Source organism: Bacteroides sp. AM07-18, assembly GCF_003602695.1.
In the GTDB taxonomy this organism is placed as follows: domain Bacteria; phylum Bacteroidota; class Bacteroidia; order Bacteroidales; family Bacteroidaceae; genus Bacteroides; species Bacteroides uniformis.
Map to the genome: position 1 here is coordinate 61,131 of NZ_QTLM01000015.1, position 20,535 is coordinate 81,665.

Sequence of the window (20,535 nt, forward strand, 5' to 3'; positions counted from 1 at the left end):
TATCTCTTATTTAAGTACGTTAATATCAATCATTTTCGGGTTCTGAGCATCGTGTTTGTGCTCGCTGCCGGCATATACATACATATTGCCCAGCAATTTTGCGCCCAACTTGTTCTTAGGCAACATACCCTTTACTACTTTTCTCAGTAACTTGTCATCACCGTTCGGTTTTGCCTGCAAACGGGCAGGAGTGATTTCTCTCTGGCCGCCGGGATAACCTGTATATGACAGATATACCTTGTCATTCCACTTGTTACCGGTTAATTTTACTTTGTCGGCGTTGATAATGATCACATTATCGCCACAATCTACGTGAGGGGTAAAGTTAGGTTTATACTTTCCTCTCAACAGTTTCGCAACTTTTGCGCCCAGACGACCCAATACCTGGTCTGTAGCGTCAACAATGACCCATTCTTTAGTCACTGTAGCTTTGTTTGCAGAAATGGTCTTGTAACTTAAAGTATCCACTCTTAATTGTTTTTTAAAATGTTACTACTAAAATGTTTTTCTTCACCGCAAGCCAGTCATCCCGGACAATGGAAGATTAACTCGCTATGAATTAAATGCTTATCCTTTTGAGATAATAATCGGCTTGCAAAGGTACGGTTTTTCTTAGAACTGGCAAAAGTTTTCCACTTTTTTTTAGAGAGCCACTTGGCTGATATACAACAGACAAAGTTATCCTGCGGAGAAACGAAAGAATCTCCGCTAGAACAACTCTTTATGATGCGGCCTTCATCGGCCAATGCCGTCATAGACGGCCTTCAAAGCTGCATTGAGAAAGAAACGGGAAAGAGAAAGAAATATCAACGGACAAGGTCCTCGGGGAATTTCGCGGGCATGCCCACCCGCTTCCATGTTTCATGGAACCATGTATTCAGTTCATTCCCATTCAAGTCCTTAGCTATAAAATACTTCAGGTACATTACCCCGTCGTCCCCTATTTCAAACTCCAATATATTGTCTTTGTGGTCCAACATGGGCAGATGGATGTTTTTCTCAATACTTTCCTTATAGGAATTATCCGTCAGCTGCTGATAAGTCCCATACCCCGTGATGATGGCATCCTTGCCAGGAATCATTGTAAAGTTGACAATGCGGCCGTCATCACTCAGCACTTTAAAGGTATTACTCGGTTTCAATATCCCGGGAACATCCGGGATTTCGGACACATAATGACATAACTGCCAAATTCCTGCCAGTTCCGCAGGCCTAAACTCTGCGCTCTCCTGCGCATTGGCTCCCGCTACCGCAAGCAGCACCGCTGCCAGCATGGTAAAGAAATAGTTCCGTTTCATATTCGTATGATGTTGGTTAACGTTATGTCGTTCCGCTAGACACAAATATAAAGATTTATTTTGAGATTATAACATTTTTGGGTATAAAAAAACCGCACAAACAACAGAATGTTTGTGCGGATGATTTTATCCAGTTTGTATATTCCGAAACCTAGAACTCGGCGTTGCGCGGCGTACGCGGGAACGGTATGACATCACGAATATTCGTCATGCCCGTAACGAACAGCAGCAAGCGCTCAAAGCCTAAACCGAACCCGGAGTGGGGACATGTACCGAACTTACGGGTATCGAGATACCACCACATATCCTTCATCGGGATGTGAAGTTCGTCAATGCGCGTCATCAGCTTGTTGTAATCCGATTCACGTTCGGAACCGCCAATGATTTCTCCAATCTTCGGGAAGAGTACATCCATGGCACGCACGGTCTTGCCGTCTTCGTTCTGCTTCATATAGAACGCTTTGATTTCCTTCGGATAGTCAGTCAGGATAACCGGACGCTTGAAGTGGTCTTCCACCAGATAGCGCTCGTGTTCGGAAGCCAAGTCAACTCCCCAGTACACCGGGAATTCAAACTTATGCCCTTTGGCAACAGCCTCTTCCAATATCTTGATACCTTCCGTATAAGGCAGGCGCACGAAGCTTTCTTTCAAGACACCTTGCAGACGTTCAATCAAGCCCTTATCAAACATGTCATTGAGGAACTTCACATCGTCGGCACAGTTGTCCAAAGCCCACTGTACACAATATTTGATGAAATCTTCCGCCAGGTCCATATTGTCCGTAATATCATTGAACGCCACTTCCGGCTCAATCATCCAGAACTCTGCCAAGTGGCGGGGAGTATTGGAATTCTCGGCACGGAACGTAGGACCGAATGTATAGATGGCTCCCAATGCAGTAGCGGCAAGTTCGCCTTCCAACTGTCCGGAAACAGTCAGGCTGGCCTGCTTTCCGAAGAAGTCATCATCGTAAATAATGGAACCGTTCTCATCTTTCTTCAAGTCGTAAAGGTTCTTCGTAGTCACCTGGAACATCTGGCCTGCGCCTTCGCAGTCGGAAGCCGTGATAATCGGAGTATGAAAATAGAAGAATCCTCTGTCATGGAAGAACTTGTGGATGGCAATCGCCATATTATGACGAATACGGAACACAGCCCCGAACGTATTGGTACGGGGACGCAGATGGGCTATCTCACGGAGGAACTCCATGGAATGACCTTTCTTCTGCAACGGATACGTGTTATCGCAAGTTCCCAGCACTTCGATTTCGCGGGCCTGCACTTCGGCCTTCTGACCGGAACCGACAGATTCCGTCAGCACACCGTTTACGCTCAAACAAGCACCGGTAGTAATCTCTTTCAGCATCTCCTCATCGAAGTTACCCAAGTCTACTACAATCTGCACATTATTTATTGTAGAACCGTCATTCAGCGCGATAAAGTTTACTTGCTTACTACCTCTGCGGGTACGAACCCAGCCCTTCACGTTGACCATAGCGCCAAAATCTTCACGCTTCAGCAGGTCAACAATCTTTGTTCTACTAATCTTTTCCATAAAACAGTTATTATACCTTATTATATATTACTCAAAAGAACCCATGCGCAGGAAGTTCACCTCTTGTTCCGTGAGGTAACGCCATTCGCCGCGGCGCAGGCCTTTCTTGGTTAAACCGGCAAAATACACACGGTCCAGTTTCATCACCTTGTATCCCAGCGATTCGAAGATACGACGCACGATACGGTTCTTGCCGGAGTGGATTTCAATACCGACATCATCTTTCTTGAAGTCATCCGTATAGCTGATGGCATCTGCATGGATTTCCCCGTCATCCAGTTGAATACCGGCTGCAATCTGCTCCATATCGGCTTTTGTCAGGTTCTTGTCCAAATGCACATGATATATCTTCTTCTTCAGATACTTGGGATGCGTCAGCTTGGAAGCCAGGTCACCATCGTTTGTCAGCAGCAATACACCTGTAGTATTGCGGTCCAGACGACCTACCGGATAAATACGTTCGTCGCATGCGCCCTTCACCAAATCCATCACCGTGCGACGTGCCTGGGGATCATCCGAAGTAGTCACTGTATCTTTCGGCTTGTTCAGCAGGACGTAAATCTTACGTTCGATGCTGACCGTCTGGTCGTGGAACTTCACTTCATCGCCACGCTTAATCTTGGTTCCCAATTCCGTTACCACCTCTCCGTTTACAGAAACGACTCCGGCAGTGATGAATTCATCAGCCTCGCGACGGGAGCAAACACCGGCGTTGGCCAAGAATTTGTTCAGACGGATAGGCTCGTTCGGGTCTACAAACTGTTCCTTATACTCTATCTGTTTCTTCTTGCTGTACTTAGCATTGGGGTCATAATCGGCCGAACGACGGATAGGACGGCTATAGCTGTCTCTGTTGCCGTATCCGCCAGGTCTTCCACCACCCGAATTGAAGCGTGGACGATAAGGACGGTCACCACCCTCATTATTGTAGCGAGGACGCTGCGGACGGTCGCCATCTTCGCTGTTGTAGCGCGGACGATAGGGACGGTCCGTATTATAAGAACGGTCGCTGTTGTAGGAGCGGTCGCCGTTATAAGGACGTTGCGGACGGTCACCACCCTCATTGCCATAACGCGGGCGCTGCGGACGGTCACTATTATAAGGGCGTTGCGGACGGTCGCCACCTTCGCTGTTATAGCGCGGACGGTAAGGACGGTCACCCGAATTGTTTCCATAAGAGGGTTGCGGACGGTCGCCGCCTTCGCTGTTATAGCGCGGACGATAGGGACGGTCGCCATTATCGTTATTGTAACGAGGACGCTGCGGACGGTCACCATTGTCCGCACCAGGATTAAAGCGCGGGCGATAAGGGCGGTCACTGTTATAAGGACGCTGCGGGCGGTCCCCGTTTTCACTGTTAAATCTGGGGCGATAAGGACGGTCGCCATTATCACGGTTGTAAGACGGACGGCTGTAGCCACCTTCCTTGTTAAATTGGTTACCATCGCGGCCGGCACCTGAGTTCTCCTCTGCGGAAGAAGCATCACGCCAAGTTTCGTTTTCTGTACTCATTGTTTTTTATTCGAATAAAATTAAACCTTGGCCTCACGGCCATTCATTGTCTCTATTATACCTTGAATTTTATATGTTTCTATAACAATTGCCGGAGTAAAAAGTTGAAATTCCTCCGGTACACTTCTGTGGTTGCTTAAATTCCCGTATAAGTATGGGGGGTAATCACCCGCAATTCTTTCTTTATCTCTTCACTTACATTCAGTCCCTCTATAAATTCCTTGATAGACGCTTCCGTAATGGCCTGATTGGTACGGGTCAACGCTTTCAACGCTTCATAAGGATGCGGATAGGCCTCGCGGCGCAGAATGGTCTGGATAGCCTCGGCCACCACGCTCCAGCAATTGTCCAGGTCACGGTAGATGGCCGGTTCGTTCAACAGCAACTTACGCAAACCCTTCAAAGAACTTTGTATGGCAATAATGATATGCCCGAACGGCATACCCACATTGCGGAGCACGGTAGAGTCCGTCAAGTCACGCTGCAAACGGGAAACCGGCAGTTTTACCGCCAAGTGCTCAAGAATAGCATTCGCCATGCCCAGGTTTCCTTCCGCATTTTCAAAGTCAATCGGGTTCACCTTGTGCGGCATCGCGCTGGAGCCCACCTCACCGGCTTTAATCTTCTGCTTGAAATATTCCATAGAGATATATTGCCAGAAGTCACGGTTCATATCAATCATCACCGTATTGATGCGCTTCATGGCATCAAAGATGGCAGACAGATTATCGTAATTGGATATCTGGGTAGTATACTCCTCGCGTTCCAAGCCAAGCTTTTCGGAAACGAACTTATTGCCGAATGCCTTCCAGTCATATTCCGGATAAGCCACATGATGGGCATTGTAATTACCCGTAGCGCCACCGAACTTTGCTGTCACCGGACAAGCCTTCAGCGTTGCCAACTGGCGTTCCAGACGGTAGACAAACACCATTACCTCCTTGCCCAAACGGGTAGGCGAAGCCGGTTGTCCGTGTGTCTTGGCAAGCATGGGGATAGCGGCCCACTCTTCCGCATAAGCACGGAGCTGCGCTATCAGTTCCTCTATTTGAGGATAGTACACCTGCTCCAACGCCTCCTTTACAGACAAAGGAACAGACGTATTGTTGATATCTTGTGAAGTCAGGCCAAAATGGATGAACTCCTTATAGTCGTCCATACCACCCAACTTGTCAAACTCTTCTTTTAAGAAATACTCCACAGCCTTCACATCATGGTTCGTCACGCTCTCAATATCCTTGATGCGTTGCGCGTCGGCTTCGGAGAAGTTACGGTAAATGTTTCTCAAGGTTTCGAAAACGCCCTTATCCACCCCTTTCAGTTGCGGCAAAGGCAGCTCACACAGCGTGATAAAGTATTCTATTTCAACTTGTACACGGTATTTAATCAGTGCAAATTCTGAAAAATAGGCAGCCAAAACATCCGTTTTGCCTCTGTATCGACCGTCAATCGGAGAGATTGCGGTAAGTAAATCAAGTTTCATACGTCGTATTTATGATGATAATTATCGGACTGCAAAATTACTGCTTTTTTCTGAGTAACAAGACATAAAGGATAAAGATTTTAAGAAAAGGAAGTTAACGGATAAAAAAATGGCCTTACAATCACTTGCAAGACCACCTTCGAATGAAAATTTCCAGTGGGCGTTGACGGATTCGAACCGCCGACCCTCTGCTTGTAAGGCAGATGCTCTGAACCAGCTGAGCTAAACGCCCTTTTGATGAACGAAAGTGCTTGGATTTTGTGTGGGCGTTGACGGATTCGAACCGCCGACCCTCTGCTTGTAAGGCAGATGCTCTGAACCAGCTGAGCTAAACGCCCTTTTGATGAACGAAAGTGCTTGGATTTTGTGTGGGCGTTGACGGATTCGAACCGCCGACCCTCTGCTTGTAAGGCAGATGCTCTGAACCAGCTGAGCTAAACGCCCGTACACTTCCGTTTCAAAAGCGATGCAAAGGTACAGCTTATTTTGACATTACCAAAACTTTTGCATAATATTTTTCGATATTTTTTTAGTCATTTAGCGACACGCTCTGTTTCTCAAGCATTTAGTACGTTCACTTTTTTGCCTCATTTTTCCGGATAACCTTTGCCGGATTGCCAACGGCTATGCTATCGGATGGAATATCTTTCGTCACCACACTACCCGCACCGATGATACAACGGTCGCCGATGGTGACGCCCGGGCACAGAATGGCACCGCCGCCAATCCAGCAATCCTCTCCTATCGTCACCGGATAGGCATATTCCTTTTCCGTACGACGCTCGATATAATCCATCGGATGATGGGGAGTGTATATCTGTACGCATGGACCGACCAACGTATGGGCACCAATCGTGATATATCCCCCGTCCAGGAAAGTGCAATTGGCATTGACAAAGACATGTTCACCCAGCCGGATACCATCCCCATGGTCGCAATGGAACGGTGGACAGATGACGGACGTGGCGGGAATGCCCGGTACCAGCTCCTCCAGCAAGCTCCGGTAATCCTCATCGTAAGTACTCATCACACGCATTTTTGCCAGCAAGCGCTTGGCATGCTCGAACTTCACCTGTATCTCCGGAACGGACATATCCGCCAACTGGGAGCTACGCATTTTTTCCACTTCATTCATATTATTTCTTCTTTTGATTCATACAGAGACTCAGTCCCGAACAAAAATACGGAAATAAACGCAGTATACCAAAAGAGCGGAAAACCTTTCGGCTTTCCGCTCCTGCAATCGTTTATAGAGCAAACAATTTATTTGTACTCCTGCCAGCTCTTAATCTGGATATCTTCCAGCTTCATTTCGCAGAATGCCTCGATAAAGGCACTTGCCAGGCGGGCATTGGTAATCAACGGAATGTTGTGGTCGATGGCACCGCGACGAATCTTGTAGCCATTGGTCAGCTCGCGTTTCGTATGGTTCTTCGGAATGTTGACAATCAGGTCGAAGGCATGGTCGGCAATCATCGTCATCACGTTGTTTTCCGCATCCGGGCGTTCATCCGGCCAGTAAACGGCTTCCGTCGTCACGCCATGGGCGTTGAGGAAAGCGGCTGTACCTGCCGTAGCATAAATCTTATAGCCTTTGGCAAAGAGCATGCGGCTGGCATCCAGCAAATCCACCTTGGACTTCATGGCTCCGGAGGAGAACATCACGCCCTTCTCGGGACGGGGGATTCTGAATCCGGTAGCAATCATGGCATTCAGCAATGCTTCGGAGAAGTCGTCGCCAATACAGCCTACCTCGCCCGTAGACGACATGTCCACACCCAATACCGGGTCTGCCTTGTGCAGACGGGAGAAGGAGAACTGGCTTGCCTTCACACCGATACGGTCGATGTCGAATGCCGACTTGTCCGGTTGTGTATAGGGAGCGTCCAGCATGATACGGGTAGCAGTCTCGATGAAGTTACGCTTCAGCACCTTGGATACGAACGGGAAGCTGCGCGATGCACGGAGGTTACACTCGATAACCTTCACCTCGTTGTTGCGTGCCAGGAACTGGATATTGAAAGGACCGGAAATATTGAGTTCCTTCGCAATCTGGCGGCTGATTTTCTTGATGCGGCGTGCCGTTGCAAAGTAAATCTTCTGTGCAGGGAATACCAGCGTAGCGTCACCGGAGTGTACACCGGCAAACTCTACGTGCTCGGAGATGGCGTATTCCACCACTTCACCGTTTTGGGCAACAGCGTCGAACTCGATTTCCTTGGTGTTCTGCAAGAACTGGGATACCACCACCGGATATTCCTTAGATACCTCAGCAGCCATCTTCAAGAAGTTTTCCAGTTCTTCTTCATCGTAGCATACATTCATCGCAGCACCGGAGAGTACGTAAGACGGACGCACCAGTACCGGATAACCCACCTTCTCTACAAAGCCTTTCACATCTTCCAGGCTAGTGAGTTCCTGCCAAGCCGGTTGGTCGATGCCCAGCTGGTCGAGCATGGCAGAGAACTTGTTACGGTTTTCGGCACGGTCGATGGAGATGGGGGAAGTACCCAACACGGGAACTGACTGGCGGTGAAGCTTCATTGCCAGGTTGTTCGGTATCTGTCCACCCACTGAGACGATGACACCGCGCGGCTGCTCCAAGTCGATAACGTCGAGTACGCGCTCGAAAGAGAGTTCGTCGAAGTACAGACGGTCGCACATGTCGTAGTCCGTAGAAACAGTTTCGGGATTATAGTTAATCATGATGGACTTGTAGCCCAGCTTGCGAGCCGTCTGGATGGCGTTCACCGAGCACCAGTCAAACTCTACGGACGAACCGATGCGGTAAGCGCCCGAACCAAGTACAACCACTGATTTTTCATTCTTGTAATAGTTCACATCGTAACCTTGAACGGCGTACGTCATGTAGAGGTAGTTCGTCAGTTCCGGATGTTCGGAAGCCACCGTATTAATGCGCTTCACGGCAGGCAGGATGCCCAGCTCCTTACGACGGGCACGTACGGCGAGGTTTTCCTTCTCCATATTGCCTTGCGGATTCAGCACGAAGCGGGCAATCTGGAAGTCGGAGAAGCCAAGCACTTTGGCTTCGCGCAGCACGTCGGCGGGGATGTCTTCCACCTTATTATATTGGGAAAGTTTCTGCTTGTAGTCTACGATGTTCTTCAGCTTGCCCAAGAACCAGGGGTCAATCTTGGTCAGCTCAAAGATGCGGTCGATGGCATATCCCTTTTCCAGAGCCTCGGCAATGGCAAAGACGCGCAGGTCGGTGGGATGTGACAGTTCGTAATCCAAGTCATCGAACTCCACTCCCTCATTGCCCACGAATCCGTGCATTCCCTGACCAATCATACGCAAGCCCTTCTGGATAATTTCTTCAAAGGAACGTCCGATAGACATGATTTCGCCTACCGACTTCATGCTGGAGCCAATTTCGCGGCTGACACCTACGAACTTTGTCAAGTCCCAACGCGGAATCTTGCAAATCAGGTAGTCAAGCTGCGGAGCTGCATATGCCGAGTTGGGAGTTCCCATCTCGCCGATTTGGTCGAGCGTATAGCCCAACGCAATCTTGGCAGCCACGAATGCCAGCGGATAACCGGTAGCCTTGGAAGCCAATGCGGAAGAACGGGACAGACGGGCGTTCACCTCGATGACACGATAGTCGTTTGTCTCGGCGTTGAACGCATACTGGATGTTACATTCGCCCACGATGCCCAGGTGGCGGATACATTTGGTGGAAAGCTCCTGCAACATTTTCACCTGCTCGTCGGTCAATGAGCAAGTGGGAGCCACTACGATGGACTCACCCGTATGGATGCCCAGCGGGTCGAAGTTTTCCATGCTTGCCACCGTGAAGCAGTGGTCGTTGGCATCGCGGATTACCTCGAATTCAATTTCCTTCCAACCCTTCAGAGACTCTTCTACCAGAATCTGCTTGGAGAAAGTGAAAGAGCTTTCGGCCAATTTAATGAAGGCTTCCTCGTCCGGACAAATACCGCTTCCCAGTCCACCCAGAGCATAAGCCGAGCGCACCATCACGGGGTAGCCAATCTCGCGGGCTGCCTTCAGTGCGTCTTCCATGCTCTCCACAGCGTGGCTCTTCGGAGTCTTCATCGGAATCTCGTCCAGCTTCTTCACAAAGAGGTCACGGTCTTCGGTGTACATAATCGCCTCAACGGAAGTACCCAGCACGCGCACGCCATATTTCTGAAGAATTCCGTTCTGGTAGAGTTCCGTACCGCAGTTCAGCGCCGTCTGTCCGCCGAATGCCAGCAAAATGCCGTCGGGACGTTCTTTCTTGATGATTTCTTCCACGAAATAAGGAGTTACCGGCAAGAAATAAACTTGATCGGCGATACCTTCCGATGTCTGGATAGTAGCAATGTTCGGGTTTACCAAAACAGAACCGATACCTTCTTCGCGCAACGCCTTCAGCGCCTGCGAACCGGAATAGTCAAACTCTCCGGCCTGACCAATCTTGAGCGCACCAGAACCCAAGACAAGCACTTTCTTTAAATTCTTTTCCATATTCTCTTGTTGTCTATTAAGTTACGAGTTACAAGCTACGAACTACGAGTTGTAGCTATTTCACAAAAAAAATGCGTCACCCAATAAAGGATTAACGCATTACCAAAGAACTAAAAATATCTTTCTCGAAAAAAGAGAAACTGACGGCTCCCGAATGAAATTCATTCGAACGGAGGTTATATTTGCTTCTCATTTCCTGCGATTGCATAGTCTCTTTAAAATTTGTGCAAAGTAACGACTTATTTACGAAAAGAGCAAATTGTGGCATATTTTTTTGCATAAAAGAAACGTCATCCTCCATAATAGAAGAGCGGCCGTCGCCCACAACCGAAATCTTTTTCCGAAAAATGCGATTCCATATAAAAAAGAAAGACTATATCTCAGTAAAGGCATTTGCAGATAAATATGAAGATTCTCCCCACCAAAACTTGCTTTTCTCGCCACGGAAACTTACCTTTGTGCCTATACAAAAATAGAACAAGGATTCTGTTTCTACAAACAAAGCCTTTATTCTTAAAAATAAAATTTCTATTCCTTGGAATAAAGGCTTTATTCTAAGATTTCTCCGCCACCAAAAGAACTTTGCTCCGCAGGGAAAAGGACTTTGCAACGAAGGAAAGAAAAGAAAGGAGAACGCAACAATGACCACACGCTACCAAATGAAAGAAATGCCCGACTTGCAAGGCACGGGCGAACCGATCACCTACCCCAAGATGGTGATGACCGGACAGACCAGCACGCGCGAACTGGCGGAATACATCGCCATGACCTCGGGATTCTCGAAAGGCGTAACCGAAGGAATCATCTGCGAGTTGGGCGAAGCCCTGGCCCACGAAATGGGAATGGGACGCTCGGTGAAGATAGAAGGATTGGGCGTATTCACCCCCGCACTGTCCATCTACCCCGACAAGGAACGCGAACAGCCCCAAGAAAGCACCACGAAGCGAAACGCGCGGAGCATCTACGTAAGTGGCGTGAACTTCCGCACAGACAAGGCCTTGATTAGAGAAACCAACCATTGGTGCGAACTGGAACGTGCCTCCTGGAAACCCGCACGCTCATCGAAGAAATACACTCCCGAACAACGTCTGGCTCTGGCGCATCAGTATCTGGACAAGCATGCCTTCCTTACTGTCAGCATCTACCGGCAACTGACCGGACTCGTCCGCTCCACCGCCACCGTGGAACTGCGCAAATGGGCACATACTCCCGGCAGCGGAATCGATACAAGCGGCATCGGAAGCCATAAGGTATACGTGAAAAGGAAAGAAAGCGTCATCCCTTGAGGTTTCGATAATTATAGGTATCTTTGCCGGTCCTAATGGCTTTTATACAATGAAGAAACTAAAAAATACATAATATGGCAAAAGAAAAAATCATCCTTACGGGCGACCGCCCCACAGGACGCCTGCACATAGGACACTATGTAGGCTCATTGAGAAGAAGAGTGGAATTGCAAAACTCCGGCTTGTACGACAAGATTTTCATCTTCATCGCCGACGCACAAGCGCTGACGGACAATATGGAGAATCCGGAAAAGGTGCGCCAGAACGTCATCGAGGTGGCACTGGACTACCTGGCGTGCGGACTGGACCCGACGAAGAGCACCATCTTCATCCAATCCCAGATACCGGAACTCTGCGAGCTGACCTTCTACTACATGGACCTGGTGACCGTGAGCCGCCTGCAACGCAACCCGACGGTAAAGACCGAAATCCAGATGCGTAATTTCGAGACAAGCATCCCCGTAGGTTTCTTCACCTACCCCATCAGCCAGGCAGCGGACATTACCGCCTTCCGCGCCACTACCGTGCCCGTGGGCGAAGACCAGGAGCCGATGATTGAACAAGCTCGTGAAATCGTACGCCGTTTCAACTATATATATGGTGAAACCCTCGTGGAACCGGAAATCCTGTTGCCCGACAATGCAGCCTGCCTGCGCCTGCCGGGAACGGACGGCAAAGCCAAGATGAGCAAGAGCCTCGGCAACTGTATCTATCTTTCGGACTCTGCCGACGAGGTGCAGAAGAAGGTGAAGAGCATGTATACCGACCCCGACCACCTGCGTGTGCAAGACCCCGGAAAATTGGAAGGCAACACCGTATTCACTTACCTGGATGCCTTTTGCCGTCCGGAACACTTCGGCCTTTATCTGCCCGAATATCCGAATCTGGACGAACTGAAAGCCCACTACCAACGTGGCGGTCTGGGCGACATGAAAGTGAAGAAGTTCCTCAACGAAATTATGCAGGAGACACTGGAGCCTATCCGCAACCGCCGCAAGGAGTTTGAAAAAGACATCCCCGCCATCTACGACATGCTGAAGAAAGGTTGCGAAACTGCCAGGGAAACCGCTGCCGCAACCTTGGACGATGTACGCAAGGCTATGAAGATAAACTACTTTGATGATGCGGAACTGATTGCAGAGCAAGTAAAGAAATTCGGCGGAGAATAAGGGATAGGAGATACGAGTTACAGAAGTTACGAGTTACAAGGAGCTACCTGTTACAAGTTACTGGTTACAAAAAATGAGGGGCATGCGTCATAATAACGCATGCCCCTTCTCATTTCTATAACTCGTAACTCCTTGTAGCTTGTAGCTCGTAGCTTTCTAATTGGCAGATTTCACCAATACCACACGGTTCAGAATCGGCTGTCCGAACTTATCGACACCACCACCGGCATCTACCTTCAGGCGGTCAGCAGGGATTCCGTATTGTTTTACCAATACATCAACCACGGCTTGTGCACGCTTCAAACTCAACTCTTTGTTGAATGCCGGCGTACCGGTTGCAGAGTCTGCATATCCGTTTACAGTGTAAGTGGCGTTCGGGAATTGCTTCATCTGATCTGCCAGATAAGACAAGTTCATTGCTTCACGCGGAGAAACTTCTGCAGAGCCAATCTTGAAGAATACAGTACGCGGTGCAATGTCCGGATCGGGAACAATCACTTCCGTTTCTGTAACTTCGGCCACCGGCTGGTTCTGTGCGGCAACCAGTGCATTCTGCAACTGTTGGTTGGCAGCTCCCATCTCTGCAAGCTGCGCCTGCATGGCAGCCAGCTCTACCTGAGAAATCAACTGGGGCATCGGGCGACGGAATCCACGGGCGGGGAAACGGTATGTCAACCCCACCGTTGCACTCAGCACGCCATCATATCCATGATCGCCGCCAACTTCGCCATCGAACTTGTCTTCAACGCCCATTGCGCTCAGCTCCAGGTTAATATCTATCGCATTCGAAATACGGAAGCGGTTGATGATACCTGCGTTTACGGACAAAGCTTCGCGATGAGGCTTTGTGTAGTTGTGAGTGAACCCCGCACCTACATAAGGAATGATTTCATACACACGGTGCTGGTTGTATCCTCCAAACAGCGCATTCAGATTGAACATCACATCTCCGTGCAGATTCATATAGTCGAAACGCTGTTTGTAGTAGCCGTCATCCATCTGAGTGCCTTTCACGTAGTCAGCACCTGCATCATACGTATATCCTCTTGCCTGAAGGCCGCTATATTGCAGACGTACTCCCAGTCCCGGGGTGAACCATTTGCCGATGGCAAAATTCAGCGTCGGACTGATACGCTTGCCAAAACTTCCTGCCTTATCATTATCTCCAAAAGTTGCTTCGGCACCACCGCCTATAGAGAAAAACCAATTACTCCAGAACGGATTAGTGATTACCTGATATTTATCCTGAACCTGGATAACACCAAATTCTTCCACAACTTCAGTCTTTTGCTGCGCCATGGCAACAGAAGACACACCAGCTAAAGCCAGTAACATTAGAATCTTTTTCATATACCTTAAAATAGTTAAGTGGTTAATTAAACTCTTTATCATTCAAACTGTCTAATTAACGCCAACAGAACTAAAAGGTTCTGAATATTTGTACTTTTTTTGCCTTGATGCAAAAGAAAGTACTCTTCCTTATTTGGAGAAAAGCTTTTCTATGTCGTCTTCTTTAATGGTCGCCAGCACCGTCTTTCCGTCCGGAGTATAATTCGGGGATGGGCATGCAAACAGATTGTCCACGAGATTGGACATTTCCTCGTTGCTCAGCACTTGTCCATAGACGATGGCCGCAGCACGTGCCAAGGTCGATGCAAGAATTGTCTGCACCTCTTCCTTAACGTCATTCCCTTTTTCCATAGCAGTATGTACCATATTCCGGACCAATTCCACCGGGTTCAACCCCTCTATGCCCGAAGGTATGCCGTTGATGGCATAGCTACCGCCACCCAGCGGGCTCAAATCGAAGCCTACTGCCGACAAATCTTCCAATATACCGTCCAGCACGGCAGCTTCCGAAGCCGGCAACTGGATAATCTCCGGAAACAATACCCCCTGCGATACCCCTTGTTTCTGTCGAATCTGACTCATATAGCGGTCGAACAATACCCGGACATGCGCCCGATGCTGGTCTATCAGCATCAGACCCGATTTAACGGAAGTCAGAATAAAACGCCCCTTGAACTGGAAGTGTTGCGCTCCTTTCTCTACCGTTGCCTCATTGCCATAGAAAGAGGCGCTTGCCCCGGAAGGAACCGTTTCCTGGAAATAAGGAACCCTCTCCTCCTCTCTTGGAGCCGTACCGGTAACCGCATCCTCTGCAAAAGGTTCTTCCTCCATCGGCTCGTTCATCCTGCTGGCTTTTTCCAAACCGGAATAAAGCCCCTCCCACTCCACTTTGGGACGCGAATAATTGCCACCACCTCCATAGGAAGAAGCGGAAGACGTCTTGAAGGGATTGAAATCCGTGTTATAGTGTACCTTCGGAGGCTCTATCGGACGAGCCTGCTCGAATGCAGGAATATCCGGCATGTCCTCGGTATCAAAATCGATAGTAGGTATAGCGCTAAACTTACCTAAGGATTCCTTGACCGCAGCCGACAGAATCTGCCAGATAGCCTGCTCATTCTCGAACTTAATCTCCGTCTTCGTCGGATGGATGTTCACATCGATATTGGCAGGGTCTACCTCGAAATAAATAAAGTAGGAGATTTGCTCACCGGCAGGAATCAGCTGTTCATAAGCATCCATCACCGCTTTGTGGAAATAGGGGTGACGCATATAGCGCCCGTTCACAAAAAAGTATTGGTGCGCTCCTTTCTTGCGCGACGTTTCCGGCTTGGCTACAAAACCGGAAATCTTTATCATGGTCGTATTGACGTCGACGGACAGCAACTGCTGATTCAGCTTCTTTCCGAAGACTGCCATGATGCGTTGCCGCAAAGGCATTACCGGAAGATTGAACAATTCCGTATCATTACTATACAGATAGAAGGCTACCTCAGGATGCACCAACGCTATACGCTCGAATTCCGTAAGGATGTTGCTCAACTCCGTAGAGTTCGCTTTCAGGAATTTGCGCCGGGCAGGAATATTGAAGAATAGGTTCTTGATGGAAAAATTGCTTCCCTTAGGGCAGGAAACGGCTTCCTGGCTCTCGACTTTAGAGCCGGCAATCAGCAGCCGCGTCCCCAGCTCCTCGCTGACCGGACGTGTTTTCAACTCCACTTCAGCTACCGCTGCTATAGAAGCCAACGCCTCTCCACGGAAGCCCATGGTGCGTAGGGCAAACAAATCGGCAGCCTCGCGTATCTTTGAAGTCGCATGACGTTCAAAAGAAAGGCGCGCATCCGTTTCGGACATACCCTTCCCGTCATCAATCACCTGAATGCAGGTCTTGCCCGCATCGGTAATCAGCACATGTATTTCCCCTGCTTCGGCATCAATTGCATTTTCCACCAATTCTTTCACAACAGATGCCGGACGCTGAATCACCTCTCCGGCAGCAATCTGATTGGCAACCGAATCGGGCAGCAAATGAATGATATCGCTCATGATAATGTTTAATGATTAGGGATTAATGATTAATCATTATTAAATGATTCCGTTACTGATGGCATACCACAGATAAATCAACACAGCCATGACAACAAGGATTATGCCCAAATGCATCGGCTTACGTCCGCTCTCCTTACGCCGCTTCAGGTGAGTTGTTCCTTCTATGAATTTGCCCCGTATATCCTCGGGCGAGAATTCCTTTTCCGGCAGCATACCCAGGTCACGCTTGGCGTTTTCTTCCATCTTCGCCAACTTCTCTTTCCGCTCATCCACATAGATATAGCTATGATTGAAGCCACGAGGCTTCCGCATTGCAAACATTCCCATGACGCTACTTATTATTTCGTTTAATATGCATATTCCTTGGCGAAGTTACAGGTTTCCGGTCACTTTTCTTCAATACTTCACCTGCTTTTTTAGCCCTCCACTCGAAGATGTCCTCCTTGTTGAGCGGACGGATGTAGTCGAACCAGACAAAAGAAGGCAGCTTGCTCTTATCTGGTGGAATCTGGTCCAGAGGATAGGCTGTACCGGTAGTCTTTCCAACAAAGACTCCGCGCTCCATCCTTCTCTCCTTCAAGTACATTTTCAAAAGTCCGCCTTCCGAATAGTTCATCATAATCAGCGAACTGTCCTTCTCCTCTACCGGATAATACACCACCAGTACATTGCCGTTCACCTCCACCAGACGCATGTCTCCATCTATAAAGAAAGCTTTCATCTCCTTACCGGAAACTTGGTTATAATGAATACTGTCCTTCTTCTCTACCGTCAAGGCCTGGTTGATGATATGTGCCCAGTCGATGGTACTGTCGTTCATGTAAATTTTAATTTCCTCACCCAGCAACTGCTGTTCCCCGTGCCACAAGATAGGGTCGGTATACATCGTCATGCAAGAGTCCTTGGAATTATACACCAACGAATCGCATACGGCCTGCACATCCGTGCGATAAGCACGCACCTTATGATAGGCACGCATCTCCCGGTACATGGAATCGGTATTCATATGGTAGGTAATCAGCCGCAAAGTATCACCGTGCATAAACAGACTGTCGCCCTGCGAATAGTCGATAGCTACGGCACGTTTGGTGGCAACGGCGCTTCCGGTCAGTTCGTTGTAGAAACAGTAATCGCCGGTCAACATGTTCCGGTTGACCGTATCATTCATCTGTACATTGTCAAAAGCCTCGCCGTATCCCAAGATGCGGTCGTAGAAAAGGCTGTCACCGGTCAGTTTCTTGCCGTCGTTGGTCAGTACGGAACGGTCGAGCAGCTCTGCCTGCTCAGTAGTCGTATTGTACACGCCACGTTCGGAATAGATATGATTCTGGTCACTCACAATATCGGAGGGACCTAGAATGGTAGCAATCTTGGTAGCTGTACTATACTTCAAGGTATCCGAAGTCAAGACAAACTTCGGGTTGACCAGCTTCACGTCGTGGTTGAAGACAGCCAACTTGGTGGCAGGGCTATATTCTCCCCACTCGGAAGTCAGCACATTATCCTCGTCGGTCAGCGTACCGCCTTCGAAGTAATAACCCAAATCGTACAGACGGTCATAGTTCAAACTGTCGGTTGTCAGCACCGTATTACGATTTATCATACGTACATTCTCACGCAGCATGGCCAGCTGCGACATGCCGTCATAATACAGATAGTCTCCATAGATGAACAAGGTGTCGCCCTGCTCCATACGCACATTGCCGAATGCCTCCACAGAATTTATCTTTTCGAATATCAGCGCACTATCACAGAACATGTACATACTGTCATGCTTCATCCTCACCGAACCGATGAGTACCTGCACATCAGGACGCAACTGTTTGTCTGCCTGCGCCTCATCTGCGTACAACAAATCGACGCGCGTCTTCTTCTTTTCCGACGTCTCCGTCTTTTTCTGTTCAATCGAGTCCACTTTCCTCTTCTCCGGTGCACCAGTACTCTTCTTTTTGTCCTGCGCACTCAGCAGACAGATGCCAAACAAGCATAGAATGCCTACCAGGAGGTATCTATGCTTGTTCAGGAAATGATTTTTTGTATTCTTCTTTTGCATACAAATCCATGTAAATCCTTCCGGATTATTCTTTGATCCAGCCCGGATACTTGAACGTACAGTTATTCTTCCAATTATCCTTGATACGGACATACGTGTGCTTCTGCTTCTCACGAATCCACTTGTCCAGCACTTCGTCGCGGCGTTTCTCCAACACAATCTCTTTCAAGTTCTGATAGTCATCGGCAATGGTAGCCTTGTGTCCCGTCGTACGGCTCTTCAGTTTCACAATCACACACTCTTCTTTTCCGGTCTTTTGCGGAATCATGGTGAAGGCTTCGGAGATTTCGCCCACTTTCATCTTATCCACCACCTTGGCTATTTCAGGGGGAAGTTCCTGCATCTCAAAACGGGAAGTATTCGTATTGGGATTCGGCAACAAACCATGATTGTTACGCGTATCCTTATCCTGCGAAAGCACTGAGGCAGCCTCTTCAAAAGAGAACTTGTTATTGCGGATATCATCGGCAATAGAATCCAAACGGGCACAACCGGCAGCCAGAGCTTCTTCCGGAATATGCGGTTTCAACAGAATGTGGCGCGTTTTAATACGGTCACCGCGCTTCTCTATCAACTGAATGATATGGAAACCATATTCAGACTCTACAATCTTGGAAACCTTGCTGGGGTCTTGTAAGTTGAAAGCTACATTGGCATAAGCGGGGTCCAGCATACCGCGTCCCGAAAACTCTATTTCACCGCCACGCATGGCCGAGCCACGGTCCTCGGAGTACAGACGAGCCAACATGGAAAAGCTTTCGCCCTTATTGACACGGTCGGTATACTCACGCAGACGCCTCTTTACATCTTCTATTTCCTCCAAAGGAACCTTAGGCTGCTGAGTGATAATCTGCACCTCCACCTGGGTAGGGATATAAGGAATGCTGTCCTGCGGCAAATCCTTGAAGTAACGGCGCACCTCAGCCGGAGTTATCTTAATCTCACCCACCAGTTTCTGCTGCATCTTCTGAACCTTCAATCCTTCACGGGCATTCTCGCGCAGCGTTTCACGAATCTGACTGGAAGTCTTGTTGAAGTATTCCTCCATTTTCTCGCGCGAACCGATGTTGGCGATGTACATGTTCGTCATATAGTCCACACGCTGGATAACCTCACTCTCGGATACTTCGATACTGTCGAGGGCAGCCTGGTGAAGATACAGCTTCTGCACGGCTATCTCCTCCGGTATCACGCAATAAGGGTCACGGTCAAATTTGCGTCCTTCATACAATGCACTCATGCGTGCTTCTTCCACTTCGGACTTCAGTATAGCCTCGTCACCTACTACCCACACTACCTCGTCAATTACGTTGTCTTGTCCATAAACGGTAGAACCGACTAATAGCGTCAAGGCAAATAAAATTACAAACTTAAAGTTCATACACTGTTTCATTCTTGGTGTCTTATTCTAAATAATATTTAATCTTGTCTCTTTTCACCGCCCGTTGGTACAAATCATCCTTCACTTGCTTCATGAATTCCACCTGCTTCACGTTCAGCAGCATATCCTTCACTTGCCTACGGGCAAACTCATAGGGTTCCTGCTCTCCCACCGGGCGATAATCGCTCACATTCAGGAAATAATGGAAAGCCGTATCCTTCAGCTCTACATGGCGATTCTTGTCCAGATACTCGTCCACATTAGGAACCTTCAAGGGCAGCATATCCAGCACTTCCGATACCGGCACCCATTTATCATAAAAATACTCATACTTCACAGCATTCTGCAGACTGTACTTTTCCAGATGTTCCACCGCCTCACGGGTTTCCGTCTTGTACCAGCGACGGACATTGCCCAGCTGCGGGGCTGTCAAAGGAACTTTGATGAACAAGCCTTTCATCAACGGACGTTCCACCTTGAAGAGCGCCTGGTTCTTCTCGTAATACTCCGTCAAGTCTTGTTCTGAAATCTCCTCTGATAGCCGCTGATGTATTAAAGCCTGCTGATAGGTATGCATTATCAATGCTTTGCGATAATTCTCCACAAGTTTATCAATCTCACCGTTATTGGGAATATTGCTCTGCGCTTTATCGTACAGCAAAATATCTTCCACCCAATTACGGATATAATGTTCTGCAAACAACAGACTGTCGTCTTTGGACAAACCGGCAGGAAGTACCGATTGCAAATCTTCCCGGTAAAGGAAATTGCCGTCCAACTCCACTAACGGTGTCCGCCCTTTATGGTCGTGCTGCTCGCTGCACGCCGCACAGAGAAGGAAAATTAAAAGCCCAAAGCAGGTTGTTCGCATCACCAACTGATATTTACTTCGTTTTGAGGTACGAAGA

15 protein-coding genes and 3 tRNA genes are annotated in these 20,535 nt (G+C 48.5%); 2 read left to right on the forward strand and 16 right to left on the reverse strand.

Going from position 1 to position 20,535, the window contains the following annotated elements; genetic code table 11:
* Nucleotides 1-6 precede the first annotated feature (6 nt).
* The 10 genes from rplM to carB all read right to left on the reverse strand — a co-directional run bounded on the left by rplM (nt 7) and on the right by carB (nt 10,339).
* A complete protein-coding gene (gene rplM / locus DW096_RS15605) occupies nt 7-468 on the reverse strand; it encodes a 50S ribosomal protein L13 (protein ID WP_005829602.1) in 462 nt (153 codons plus the stop codon).
* Between the two features lie 338 nt (nt 469-806).
* Nucleotides 807-1,298, reverse strand: a complete 492-nt coding sequence (locus tag DW096_RS15610) for a DUF4488 domain-containing protein (protein ID WP_005829599.1) — start codon at nt 1,296-1,298, stop codon at nt 807-809.
* A gap of 151 nt (nt 1,299-1,449) precedes the next feature.
* Complete coding sequence (gene asnS / locus DW096_RS15615; RefSeq protein ID WP_005829597.1) at nt 1,450-2,853, reverse strand: asparagine--tRNA ligase; 1,404 nt, start codon at nt 2,851-2,853, stop codon at nt 1,450-1,452.
* Between the two features lie 27 nt (nt 2,854-2,880).
* Entirely contained in the window at nt 2,881-4,365 is a 1,485-nt protein-coding gene (locus tag DW096_RS15620) for a pseudouridine synthase (RefSeq protein ID WP_120028811.1), read from the reverse strand.
* 136 nt (nt 4,366-4,501) lie between these two features.
* Nucleotides 4,502-5,848: an adenylosuccinate lyase gene (gene purB, locus DW096_RS15625; RefSeq protein WP_005829591.1), complete on the reverse strand. Its 1,347-nt coding sequence runs from the start codon at nt 5,846-5,848 to the stop codon at nt 4,502-4,504.
* A 157-nt stretch (nt 5,849-6,005) separates the two neighbouring features.
* Nucleotides 6,006-6,080 (reverse strand) — tRNA-Val (locus DW096_RS15630).
* 31 nt (nt 6,081-6,111) lie between these two features.
* A tRNA-Val gene (locus DW096_RS15635) sits at nt 6,112-6,186 on the reverse strand.
* 31 nt (nt 6,187-6,217) lie between these two features.
* Nucleotides 6,218-6,292: transfer RNA gene (locus DW096_RS15640), tRNA-Val, on the reverse strand.
* 130 nt (nt 6,293-6,422) lie between these two features.
* Nucleotides 6,423-6,983 carry a sugar O-acetyltransferase gene (locus DW096_RS15645; RefSeq protein ID WP_016274434.1) on the reverse strand — a complete coding sequence of 187 codons (561 nt, stop codon included), beginning with the start codon at nt 6,981-6,983 and terminating at the stop codon, nt 6,423-6,425.
* Nucleotides 6,984-7,111: 128 nt separating this feature from the next.
* Nucleotides 7,112-10,339, reverse strand: coding sequence for a carbamoyl-phosphate synthase (glutamine-hydrolyzing) large subunit (gene carB / locus DW096_RS15650; RefSeq protein WP_005833447.1), 3,228 nt, complete (start codon nt 10,337-10,339; stop codon nt 7,112-7,114).
* Between the two features lie 641 nt (nt 10,340-10,980).
* Between carB and DW096_RS15665 the strand changes: the two genes are divergently transcribed.
* Together DW096_RS15665 and trpS are read left to right on the forward strand one after the other, a co-directional pair.
* A complete protein-coding gene (locus tag DW096_RS15665; RefSeq protein ID WP_118931034.1) occupies nt 10,981-11,625 on the forward strand; it encodes an HU family DNA-binding protein in 645 nt (214 codons plus the stop codon).
* Nucleotides 11,626-11,699: 74 nt separating this feature from the next.
* On the forward strand, nt 11,700-12,794 hold the full coding sequence (gene trpS / locus DW096_RS15670; protein ID WP_005829577.1) for a tryptophan--tRNA ligase: 1,095 nt from the start codon (nt 11,700-11,702) through the stop codon (nt 12,792-12,794).
* A 156-nt stretch (nt 12,795-12,950) separates the two neighbouring features.
* Here the strand turns inward: trpS and DW096_RS15675 are convergent, their stop codons facing one another.
* The 6 genes from DW096_RS15675 to DW096_RS15700 all read right to left on the reverse strand — a co-directional run bounded on the left by DW096_RS15675 (nt 12,951) and on the right by DW096_RS15700 (nt 20,498).
* A complete protein-coding gene (locus tag DW096_RS15675) occupies nt 12,951-14,144 on the reverse strand; it encodes an OmpA family protein (RefSeq protein WP_035458168.1) in 1,194 nt (397 codons plus the stop codon).
* Between the two features lie 129 nt (nt 14,145-14,273).
* A complete protein-coding gene (gene mutL / locus DW096_RS15680) occupies nt 14,274-16,190 on the reverse strand; it encodes a DNA mismatch repair endonuclease MutL (protein ID WP_118931035.1) in 1,917 nt (638 codons plus the stop codon).
* A gap of 39 nt (nt 16,191-16,229) precedes the next feature.
* The gene (locus tag DW096_RS15685) at nt 16,230-16,520 is read right to left on the reverse strand and encodes a hypothetical protein (protein WP_016274449.1); all 291 of its coding nucleotides are present in this window, start codon (nt 16,518-16,520) and stop codon (nt 16,230-16,232) included.
* 4 nt (nt 16,521-16,524) lie between these two features.
* Nucleotides 16,525-18,246, reverse strand: coding sequence for an OstA-like protein (locus tag DW096_RS15690; RefSeq protein WP_044468068.1), 1,722 nt, complete (start codon nt 18,244-18,246; stop codon nt 16,525-16,527).
* 25 nt (nt 18,247-18,271) lie between these two features.
* Complete coding sequence (locus DW096_RS15695; protein WP_005829568.1) at nt 18,272-19,639, reverse strand: peptidylprolyl isomerase; 1,368 nt, start codon at nt 19,637-19,639, stop codon at nt 18,272-18,274.
* Nucleotides 19,640-19,649: 10 nt separating this feature from the next.
* Nucleotides 19,650-20,498, reverse strand: coding sequence for a peptidylprolyl isomerase (locus DW096_RS15700; RefSeq protein WP_117703912.1), 849 nt, complete (start codon nt 20,496-20,498; stop codon nt 19,650-19,652).
* Nucleotides 20,499-20,535 lie beyond the last annotated feature (37 nt).